The organism is Streptomyces sp. NPDC021212 (assembly GCF_044332925.1).
GTDB lineage: Bacteria > Actinomycetota > Actinomycetes > Streptomycetales > Streptomycetaceae > Streptomyces.
On record NZ_JBIRPZ010000005.1, the window covers coordinates 467,644 to 477,305 of the forward strand.

Annotated in this window: 12 protein-coding genes and 1 pseudogene; 6 read left to right on the forward strand and 7 right to left on the reverse strand. The window is 66.9% G+C overall.

Annotation, left to right across the window (positions count from 1 at the left end):
* Positions 1 to 14 precede the first annotated feature (14 nt).
* Positions 15 to 812 (reverse strand): annotated as a pseudogene (locus tag ACH4SI_RS16855) (integrase core domain-containing protein); the annotation flags it as partial.
* A gap of 44 nt (positions 813 to 856) precedes the next feature.
* Here ACH4SI_RS16855 and ACH4SI_RS16860 point away from each other — a divergent pair.
* The 3 genes from ACH4SI_RS16860 to ACH4SI_RS16870 all read left to right on the forward strand — a co-directional run bounded on the left by ACH4SI_RS16860 (position 857) and on the right by ACH4SI_RS16870 (position 3,162).
* Entirely contained in the window at positions 857 to 1,249 is a 393-nt protein-coding gene (locus tag ACH4SI_RS16860; protein WP_398296472.1) for an integrase core domain-containing protein, read from the forward strand.
* Between the two features lie 208 nt (positions 1,250 to 1,457).
* Positions 1,458 to 2,042: a hypothetical protein gene (locus tag ACH4SI_RS16865; protein ID WP_398296473.1), complete on the forward strand. Its 585-nt coding sequence runs from the start codon at positions 1,458 to 1,460 to the stop codon at positions 2,040 to 2,042.
* The gene (locus tag ACH4SI_RS16870; protein ID WP_398296474.1) at positions 2,035 to 3,162 is read left to right on the forward strand and encodes a tetratricopeptide repeat protein; all 1,128 of its coding nucleotides are present in this window, start codon (positions 2,035 to 2,037) and stop codon (positions 3,160 to 3,162) included. The genes ACH4SI_RS16865 and ACH4SI_RS16870 overlap by 8 nt, the downstream gene beginning before the upstream one ends.
* A 141-nt stretch (positions 3,163 to 3,303) precedes the next feature.
* Here the strand turns inward: ACH4SI_RS16870 and ACH4SI_RS16875 are convergent, their stop codons facing one another.
* Positions 3,304 to 3,756, reverse strand: a complete 453-nt coding sequence (locus tag ACH4SI_RS16875) for an integrase core domain-containing protein (protein WP_398296475.1) — start codon at positions 3,754 to 3,756, stop codon at positions 3,304 to 3,306.
* A gap of 134 nt (positions 3,757 to 3,890) precedes the next feature.
* Positions 3,891 to 4,511, reverse strand: a complete 621-nt coding sequence (locus ACH4SI_RS16880; RefSeq protein ID WP_398296476.1) for a TetR/AcrR family transcriptional regulator — start codon at positions 4,509 to 4,511, stop codon at positions 3,891 to 3,893.
* Between the two features lie 228 nt (positions 4,512 to 4,739).
* On the opposite strand from ACH4SI_RS16880, the gene ACH4SI_RS16885 reads away from it, so the two are divergent.
* The 3 genes from ACH4SI_RS16885 (at position 4,740) to ACH4SI_RS16895 (ending at position 6,662) form a co-directional block, all read left to right on the forward strand.
* A complete protein-coding gene (locus ACH4SI_RS16885; protein ID WP_398296477.1) occupies positions 4,740 to 5,570 on the forward strand; it encodes an ABC transporter permease in 831 nt (276 codons plus the stop codon).
* Positions 5,571 to 5,598: 28 nt separating this feature from the next.
* Positions 5,599 to 6,369, forward strand: coding sequence for an ABC transporter ATP-binding protein (locus ACH4SI_RS16890; RefSeq protein ID WP_398293933.1), 771 nt, complete (start codon positions 5,599 to 5,601; stop codon positions 6,367 to 6,369).
* Between the two features lie 98 nt (positions 6,370 to 6,467).
* A complete protein-coding gene (locus ACH4SI_RS16895) occupies positions 6,468 to 6,662 on the forward strand; it encodes a hypothetical protein (protein ID WP_398296478.1) in 195 nt (64 codons plus the stop codon).
* A gap of 609 nt (positions 6,663 to 7,271) precedes the next feature.
* On the opposite strand, the gene ACH4SI_RS16900 is transcribed toward ACH4SI_RS16895, so the two are convergent.
* The 4 genes from ACH4SI_RS16900 to ACH4SI_RS16915 all read right to left on the reverse strand — a co-directional run bounded on the left by ACH4SI_RS16900 (position 7,272) and on the right by ACH4SI_RS16915 (position 9,432).
* On the reverse strand, positions 7,272 to 7,520 hold the full coding sequence (locus ACH4SI_RS16900; protein WP_398296479.1) for a hypothetical protein: 249 nt from the start codon (positions 7,518 to 7,520) through the stop codon (positions 7,272 to 7,274).
* Positions 7,521 to 7,616: 96 nt separating this feature from the next.
* Complete coding sequence (locus ACH4SI_RS16905; RefSeq protein ID WP_398296480.1) at positions 7,617 to 7,784, reverse strand: hypothetical protein; 168 nt, start codon at positions 7,782 to 7,784, stop codon at positions 7,617 to 7,619.
* A gap of 42 nt (positions 7,785 to 7,826) precedes the next feature.
* On the reverse strand, positions 7,827 to 8,069 hold the full coding sequence (locus ACH4SI_RS16910; protein WP_398296481.1) for an integrase core domain-containing protein: 243 nt from the start codon (positions 8,067 to 8,069) through the stop codon (positions 7,827 to 7,829).
* A gap of 1,084 nt (positions 8,070 to 9,153) precedes the next feature.
* A complete protein-coding gene (locus ACH4SI_RS16915) occupies positions 9,154 to 9,432 on the reverse strand; it encodes a DUF6247 family protein (RefSeq protein WP_398296482.1) in 279 nt (92 codons plus the stop codon).
* Positions 9,433 to 9,662 lie beyond the last annotated feature (230 nt).

A 9,662-nucleotide genomic window follows, 5' to 3' on the forward strand; every position in this document is an offset into this window, starting at 1 on the left:
CATCGACATGACTGTCATCTGCGGCCGCGACCCGAAGGGCGCGGTGCGGGCGGCCGCAGAAACCCCATGTCGTGTCGGCGTATGTCGAGGCGGGCTAACGCGTCGGGATCGTTGATCGGTGGTGGCAAGGGCTCTGGCATTGGCGATGCCCTGTGCGGGCGGTGCTCGTTGTAGAAGGATTCGTACTCGCGCAGGGCGTGGAGAAGATGGTTCTGGTTCCAGATCAAGGTCCGGTCCAGAAGTTCCCTGCGGCAGGTCTGTATCCAGCGCTCCATGAGCGAGTTCATCCGCGGTATCCGAATCCCGGTGGTGACGACTTTGAGGCCGGCATCGATCATCAGGGCGTCGAAGGCGGCTGTGAACTTTGCGTCGCGGTCGCGGATGAGGAACTTCACCTTGTTGCCCGCGTCCTCGAGATCCATGAGGAGGTTGCGTCCGAGCTGCACGATCCACTCCGCGGTGGGGTGTGCCGTGGCGCCGAGGATCTGGATGCGACGGGTGGTGTGCTCGATGACGGCGAAGGCGTACAGGCGCGCTCCCGTCAGAGTGTGGACCTCGAAAAGATTGCAGGCGAGAAGAGCCTTGGCCTGGCTGCGGAGGAGGTCGCCCCAGGTGGTGCTCTGCCGTTCGGGGGCGGGTGGGGTGCCGTGCTCGCGGAGGATCTCCCAGACGGTGGAGGCGGCGACCTTGATCCCCAGTGCGGCGAGTTCCCCGTGGATCCGTCGATATCCCCACGAGGTATTCTCCCTGGCCAGACGCAGGGCCAAGGCGCGGATGGATCGGATCGTGCGTGGGCGTCCGCGCGGCCTGGGCCGCCCAGCAGGTCCGCAACCTCGCCACCGACCTGGGCATACGCATGGATTCACTGCGCTTCCTCATCCGGGACCGCGACAGCAAGTACACCGACGCCTTCGGCGCCGTGTTCCAGGCCGAGGACATCGAGATCATCAAGACGCCGGCCCGTGCGCCGAAGGTCAACGCCCACTGCGAACGAGCGATCGGCACTCTCCGCCGAGAAGTCCTCGACCACATACTCATCCTCCGCGAAGATCACGCGCGCCAGGTCCTGGCCACGTACCAGAGGCACTACAACGCGCACTGCCCCCACCGGGCCCGATGCCAACTACCTCCCCAAGTCCATAAACAACCACCTCTAGTCCTGAAGCCGGCCAGCCGCAAAGCAGCCCTCGGCGGGGCCTCCGGGGACACCGGGGCAGGGGACACCGTGGTGGCAGGGCGCAGGGGATGACGCGGGCTCGGTCGGTCGCATGGCTGCTCACCCCCTCAGAGCAGAAGCGTCCCGCCGGACGGCAAGGCGGTCGTGCGAGGTTCCGTCCCCGGCGAAATCACCGCGCCCGGGTTCGGGGCCGACCCGGTGTTCTAACCTGTTGTCCAGTCAAGAACGGCTTGGGGGACACGTGCGGTTGGACGGGGCGGCGCGGCAATTCGGGGAGGAGTTGCGCCGTTTGTACCTGCGGGCCGGGAGTCCCGGACTCAACACCCTGGCAGCCCGCTCGCAGTCCTCGCCCGCCGGAGAGCGGCTCACCGCCGCGCTGGTGGGCAAATGGCTGCGCGACGAGTCCATTCCCAGTTCTGCGCCGCGGCTGAGAACGCTCATCGAACTCCTCCAGGAAACGGCGGCCGCATCCGGCGGGGAGCCGTACGACATTCCCCCGCACCAGTGGTGGGAGTCCCTGCGTTCCGCCGCCCTGCGCGAGAAGCGGCGCGGCCCGGGGCCGGAGGTCCATGAGAACGCCGGGGAGGCGGCCGACGGCGAGGACCCCCCGGAACACCACAACAGCGTCGACGGGGAATCCCAGATCATGGGGTCCAGCGTCCAGGCGCGGAACATCAACGAAATCCACTTCCATTCCGCTCCGGCACCCCCCGAGTCCCCGCCCAGGACGCCCCCGTCCACCGGGGACGCCCGGAAGGTGGTCCTTCGATGGGAAACCCAGCAGGAGACCATCGAAATCTACGACGAGGGAATTGCCATGCAATGGATCAGGGCGCACATGCAGATGGGCTTGGGCGATGGATGAGCTGACCGATATCGACCCGGCGACCGCGGAGCGGGCCAGGGAGATCCTGGAGTCCGCGGAGGGCCCCTTTTCGAGTTCCGAGGACACCGACAAGGCCATCGAGATCCTGACCAAGGTCCTGTCCGCGACGCCGTCGAGTACGCTGCGTTCCACGATCCTGTCCAATCTCGGGATGATGCTGTTGGTCCGCTCGCAGCACACGTCATCGGTCGCGGACCTGGACGCGTCCATCGCGTATCTGCGGGAGGCACAGCAGACCCAGAAGACGCTGGGCGGCCATCCCGCGCTGAGCGCGACGATCCCGAACCTCATGAGCGCGCTGCGCGCGCGGTATGAGCACAGCGGGGATCTGGAGGACCTGGACGAGGCGGTCCGGTGGGGCCGTGACGCGATTCTCTGGCTCCCGGCTGGCATTCCCCAGCGGGCCATGGCGCTCACGAGTCTGAGCAGCACCCTGAAAATCCGTTTCGAGCGCTCCGGGAACGCCGGAGATCTGAGCGAGGCGGTGGAACTGGGCCGTCAGGCCGCCGTCGATCTGCCCGTCTCGCATCCGCGTATGGGTCCGGTGCTCTCCAATCTGGGAAGCGCCCTGATGGCGGCCGAAAAGACCGACGAGGCGATTTTCACTTATCGGCGAGCGCTGGAGAATTTCCACGCCACGGGCGACCGGCACGGTGAGGCGCGCGCGCTGACGAACCTGGCCGGGGCGCTGTCTAGGACCGGACGTTCCGACGAAGCCATCACGACGTATCGCAGCGCCCTGGGGATTTTCCGCGCCGTCGGTGACGGATACGGCGAAACCCGCGTCAAGAACAATCTCGCGGGCGTCTATCGGGCGGCGGGCGACCTCGAACGGGCCATTCCGCTTTATGAGACCACCCTCACCGACCGCGAAGCGCTCCTTGGCCCCGACCACCCCATCACCCTCGCCTCCCGCACCAACCTGGCCCAGGCATACGAGGTGGCGGGCGACTACGGACGGGCCATTCCGCTGTACGAGGCCGCTCTCACCGGCCACGAACGCATCCTCGGCCCCGACCACCCCACCACTCGCGCCTCCCGCGCCAACCTCACCCGGGCGCTGCGCCGCTGGTCGGAAGAGGCCGACGCGGAGGGCTGACGGGCGGCCGACGGGAAATGCGGGCCCTATTTCCTTGACGGCGACGCCACCCAACGAGACGTTTCGTTTGCCCTTCAGGGAAGGATCTCGCTCTCCTGCCTGTGGGGTTCCAAAACAGGGCCGCCGCACTGACCTGCGAACTTATCCGGCCCTTTCATACTCATTGATAAGTCCTCCGAGAACGGTTCGACGCTTGATCCGTTCTTGCGAGAGGTCGGTGATGGGAAGGTCGGGTCGGGGCGGTTTGAGTGGGCGTCCGCGGTGGGGTCTTCGCCCGTTGTAGTGGCGGGCGTATTCGTTGAGCGCGGTGCGAAGTTGGCGCTGGCCGAGGATGAGCATGCGATCAGTGACCTCGGAGCGGACGGTGAGTACGAATCGTTCCGCGTACGCATTGGCGTGCTCTTTGCGTAGCATCGCGTCCGCGGATTGCGTCGCCCAGGGCAACCTGACGGCGAGGTCGTCGCCGAGCCGCCACAGCTGATTGTCCCAGCCACGCGCGCCGAACCTGACAGGGCGATCGGCCAGGTCGGGGTGCTGGTCGCGCAGCAGATCCCGGACCAACTCCGCGGTGATCTCGATATCGGTGTGCGTCATGCGGAGCAACGGTATCGGGGCCGCCCGTCCGCGGCTCCCGAGCCGTTTCGACGGGATACGACGAGCAAGGCGTTCGCACGGCGCAGCGGATTCGCGCTGGAGGTCGCCGGCCCACCTCCGCCCGCGCGGAGAGTTCACTGGGGGATGCGGGCGACGGTCAGGGCTGCGGTGGTGGCCGCGGTCAGGCCCTCCAAGTACCCCTCAGGGAGAGGTGAGCGGACTGTGGCCAGGCGCCAGTACAGAGGGCCGCTGGCCAGGTCAAGTGCGAGGTCGATGTCAGTATCGGTGGGTAGCTCCCCGCGGTTGACCGCGTTGCGGACGACCACTTCGGCGACGCCACGTTGGGAGTCCCGCACGGCTTCTTGAAGTGCCTGAGCCATATCCGGGTTGCGGGCAGATTCCGCGAACAGGTCAGGAATGATCTGGGCGGCCATCGGATGCCACAGCACCCGCGCAGTCGCTTCCAGTAGCGCCTTCACATCCCCGTGCAGAGTTCCGGTGTCCGGTGTCGGCAGCCCCTGCTTCGCCAAAGCGGAAACCACCTCCAGAACGATGGGAAGTTTCGAAGGCCAGCGTCGGTAGATGGCGGCTTTCCCCACCCCGGCCCGGCGCGCTACCCGTTCGATCGACATGCGTCCATAGCCGACGGTTGCCAGCTCCTCGAAGACGGCAGCACGGATCGCGTCGGTCACGTTCTCCTGGAGTACGGCGGCACCTGCGGGGGCGCGCCGAGGCTTGGCCGGCTCCTTCTCCATGTCCTGAGCCTACTCGACGACGGAACGGTTGCGATCCGTCGTGGCCTGCTCTAGGTTATGTGACGACGGAACGCTCCCGTTCCGTCCTAAGTATTGAGGTCCGCGGTCCATGCCAGGAGACCGGCCCTGCCGAAAGGTGACTAGGTGAGCCAGCCTCCCGTTCCTGACAGCGAACGGCTCCCTCCTCCCGGGGGTCTCGCAGAGCTAGCAGCCGCTCACGGTCTCACCGTGAGCGGTGCCCGGGTGGGCCTCGGCGAGTACATCCGGCAGATGTGGGGTCGGCGCCACTTCATCCTGGCCTTCTCCCAGGCCAAGCTGACCGCGCAGTACAGCCAGGCCAAGCTGGGGCAGCTGTGGCAGGTGGCGACGCCGCTGCTGAACGCGGCGGTGTACTTCTTCATCTTCGGTCTGCTGCTGGGCGGCAGGGGCGGCATGGGGAACGAGCAGTACATCCCGTTCCTGGTGACGGGTGTGTTCGTCTTCACCTTCTCGCAGAACTCCGCCATGGCCGGAGTGCGGGCGATCTCCGGGAACCTGGGTCTGGTGCGGGCCCTGCACTTCCCGCGGGCCTCGCTCCCGATCTCCTTCTCGCTCCAGCAGCTCCAGCAGCTGCTGTTCTCAATGATCGTGCTGGTCGTCGTCCTGCTGGGCTTCGGGCACTTCCCGGGCTTCTCGTGGTTCCTGGTCCTCCCGGCCCTGGCGCTGCAGTTCGTCTTCAACACCGGTCTGGCCCTGATCATGGCCCGGATGGGCGCCAAGACTCCGGACCTGGCGCAGTTGCTGCCGTTCATCCTGCGCACGTGGATGTACGCCTCCGGCGTGATGTACCCGCTGGAGCACATGCTCCAGAAGGCGGGGGCGCACTCCTGGGTCTCCGACGTCCTGCTGGCGAACCCGGCGGCGGTCTACATGGATCTGATGCGGTACGCGCTGATCGACGGCATGCCCGAGGCCCTGCCCCCGCACGTCTGGACGTGGGCACTGGGTTGGGCTGTGCTCTTCGGCGTCGGGGGTTTCGTGTACTTCTGGAAGGCAGAGGAGCAGTACGGCCGTGGCTGAACAGGCTCTCGAGACCGTCGAGCAGGCCATGCCCGCCGAGGCGCGCGTGCCCACGGTCATCGCGGACGACGTCCACATCGTCTACCGCGTCAACGGCGGACCCAAGGGCAAGGGCAGCGCCACTGCCGCGCTGAGCCGCATCATGCGCCGCAAGGGCGCCCCCGGTATGCGCGAGGTGCACGCCGTGCGCGGCGTCACCTTTGTGGCCTATCGCGGTGAGTCGATCGGCCTGATCGGCTCCAACGGGTCCGGCAAGTCGACGCTCCTGAAGGCCGTGGCGGGCCTGCTGCCCACCGAGCGCGGCAGCGTCTACACCGACGGCCAGCCGTCGCTGCTCGGCGTGAACGCGGCCCTGATGAACGACCTCACCGGTGAGCGGAACGTCATACTGGGCGGTCTGGCCATGGGGATGTCGCGCGAGCAGATCCGCGAGCGATATGCGGACATCGTGGACTTCTCGGGCATCAATGAGAAGGGTGACTTCATCACCCTCCCCATGCGCACCTACTCCTCCGGCATGGCGGCCCGCCTCCGCTTCTCCATCGCGGCGGCCAAGGACCACGACGTCCTGATGATCGACGAGGCCCTGGCGACCGGTGACCGGAAGTTCCAGAAGCGCTCCGAGGCCCGCATCCGGGAGCTGCGGAAGGACGCCGGGACGGTCTTCCTCGTCAGCCACAACAACAAGTCCATCCGGGACACCTGTGACCGGGTGCTGTGGCTGGAGAAGGGCGAGCTGCTGATGGACGGTCCGACGGACGAGGTCATCAAGGCCTACGAGAAGGAAACCGGCAAGTAGCCCACTCGGGCGCCGCCAACGCCGATCCGGTCGCCGGAGCGGTCCGGGACCCGGCAGACTCTCGTGTAGATGGAAGGGGCAGCACGAGTGCACAGCCGATGGAGTTCTACCGCGAGCTCCTGCCAGCCGCGCCGGAGGCCGCCGAGGGGCTCCTGCGGCGCTGGTGGTACGAGGCGATGCTCGACACCGACCCGGCCGGCGACCGGTTCACCGAACCCGCACTGAACGGCACCCTGCAGACGAGCGTCGCTGCGGCCATCGCGCGCCGCCAAGCCGCCGAGCTTGCCCGTTGAGTGAACTGGACGGTCAGGAGCCGGAAGGCTGGCCTTGTGAACTGTGTGGGTGCCAAATATTACATCCGCCCTGGTCAGGTGTCGGATGCTGGTAGCGGTCTCATAGGTTTCGAAACCTGGGTAGTTGCGTTATTCGGTGGGCGTCGACATGGGAAGACTTCCCCAAACCGGAGTTCCCCAGCGAGGCTGAGGTGCGTGCCGGGGACTGCGTGCGAGGGAAGACCGTGTTCCCGGTGCCCGGTGATCAGCGGCCGGAGAAGGTGATCTATGCGCCGGACGGCCGCAGCGAGCATCTGGCTGAGTGGACGGTGCCGAAGAAGTAGCCGTAACCAGACATCGGGGCCGCCGCCGCGCCAGGTGATCAGCTCGGTGTCCTCCAGGTCGATGCCCTCGACGTCGAGCCCGGCGCGGCGCAGGAACTCCAGCAGGTCCATGAGCCCGTACGCCACGCCGAGGATGTTGCCGTCCACGCGTACGCGTCGGCCGGCGCCCGGCGAGGGTGGCTGGACGACGATGCGCGGCGCGCGGGCCATACCTCCAGCGTCAGCCCGAGCGGGGCCGGGCGCATCCGGACGTCCGCCAGGCCGGGGCATGACCCAGACCGACAGCTCAGATCTCTACGCAGGCACAGACTTCCCAGCCATCTACGCGCACGCAGATGCATCCAGTGATGCTCTCTGTCGTGGACGGCTTGGCGCCCGCGCGGGCTACGCTGACTCGCGCATTGAACTCTGCTCGGTCGCCATTGGTCTTCTTGAGCTTCTCGGGTGTCGCGGCGAGGACCTGCGAAATGAGCGATCTGGCGAAGGAATCCGGGGTGTGAACCGACTGCAGCCCTGCGTTGGGGTCATTGGCCATGGTCGACACTTCCTCTCGGGAACTGGGCGATTGCCCGTCTTCACGTCCAGCGTCCGACTGCGGCCTGTCCCGCGCACCCGGGGATAGGCCGGGTGGCTACTCTTCGGCGGGGAGGCGGCGGGCGAGCCGGACGGCCAGCTCGTCGGCGACGGGTGAGCCCTCGCGGCGCAGCAGCTGCACCGCGGCCCGCGCCTCGCCCGGGGTGATGAGCGGCTCGCGCTCGCCCTGGTCTCCGATCAGCGTCCACAGCTGCGTCTCGTCCATGCGCTGCCCAACCTGTGGGGCTCGAATAATCATCGCGCCTGGTCAAGCGGCATAGCTGTACTCGTTGACCACGCCGCCGAGGACGCGAGTACACAGGACTCTGCGGCTGGCCGGCTCCAGGACCGGAGGTGGATGTCCGTCTGCCTGGGGAGGCAGTTGGCGTCGGGCCCGGTGGGGGCGGTGCGCGTTGTAGCGCCTCTGGTACGTGGCCAGGACCTGGCGCGCGTGGGCTTCGCCGAGGATGAGTACGTGGTCGAGGACTTCTCGGTGGAGGGTGCCGATCACTCGTTCGCAGTGGGCGTTGGTTTTGGGCGCGCGGACCGGTGTCTTGATGATCTCGATGTCCTCGGCCTGGGAAACGGCGTCGAAAGAGTCGGTGTACTTGCTGTCGCGGTCCCGGATGAGGAAGCGCAGCGACGGCGGCCTGTGTGGGCGCGGCCGTCCGGGACCTCAGCGTCGTCGTGGGTAGTCCCATCGGCGGGCGACGAGTCTGCGGTGCCAGGCCAGCAGCGTGCTCGGTGTGACCGGGAAGACCTACGGCCCAGCGGCGGCGGGGTATCAGGGAGGACAGGGGTGCGAACCAGAGACGGTCCGCTGGCTCGTACCGTACCCGCCCCTGCAGCTGGCGTCGTGGCACAGCGTTTTCGTGCCGCAGGACGACAAGCTCAGCCTCCTTCGAGGAATCCCGCCGTAGGAGCACTGCTGGGACAGAGAGAAGACATCGAGTCATTCGGTAGAGAGAGCGACACGACCATCCAACCAGGATCGCAGTGCTACGCGGAGGTCGTGGCCTTTTGACCAGCAGCGATGAATATCCGAGCCCCACAGGTGCGTGGGCGTCCGCGTCGCCTGGGTACGCAGGTTGCGGCATGGCGTCGCCTGAGCAGTTCACGGTGCCAGCGCAACACCGTCTCGGGCCGGACCAGCAGCAGAAGGTGCCGCAGCCCGTCCTTGGGAAGGTGGTGGAGCAGGCTTGCGAGGGCAGCGCATCAGTGTCGGTGAAGGTCGGCTTGCCCATCTGACGCTGCAGGACCAGCAGTTGGTGCCGGAGCACCAGGATCTCGACGTCCTTTTCTCTGTCGCTCATCGGCAGGAGGCGTAGGAAGGAAAGGGTGTTGGTCGCGGCGAGGTAGGCCAGGCGCAGCAGCACAACAGATCGTGATGCCGCGAGGACCCAGAGCGGGTGGGTACCGGCACCCGCAGTGCTGATCATGGTGTCGGCGGGCTGACCCACGCGAGCCGCACTGATCGGCCAGTCTCATCGAGCGGGCCCCGGGCCCAGTTCCGCAGCGTCGTGGTGTTGACCCCGAGGTCCAACCGCTCCCTGGCGACCATGGCACCCGCCCCCGTCAACAAAACGCTGTTTTCGTCAGGAGTGGAGGAAGCCGAGGTCCACGAAGCCGGGCTCCTCCTCGTCAGAGTCCATGTACGCGTCGACGTCCGAGGCTGCGGCGAGGCGCAACTGCCAGGTGCGGATGACGTTGTGCAATGGGGTGAGGCTGTAGCTGTGGCGAGAGTCCTCCAGGGCCTTCGCCCAGTCCCGCTCGAAGGCCGGTGCCCAAGTGTCGGCGCGGCGGTCGGTGCGCAGCTGGGCATATATCTGCGCGGGGGCGGTCGGGGCCGGGGCTTCCTCAGGCTGCGTGCTCATCGGTTCCTCCAAGCGGGCGGTGCCGACACGGTAGCCGCCATCGGGATGATGGAAAAGAGGTGCTCACTGCTCCAACGCCCTTTCTCAGTTCAGGAAATCCCCGGGTCCCTCCTCCTGTCCCTTCTCTTGGCACCGGCAGTCGTCGGCGACTGCCGGTTAGTCGCGTTCGGCGTTGTTCTTCGGATGAGAACTCAGACGCCGCCTCAAAGCATCCAGCGAGCCGTACAGAA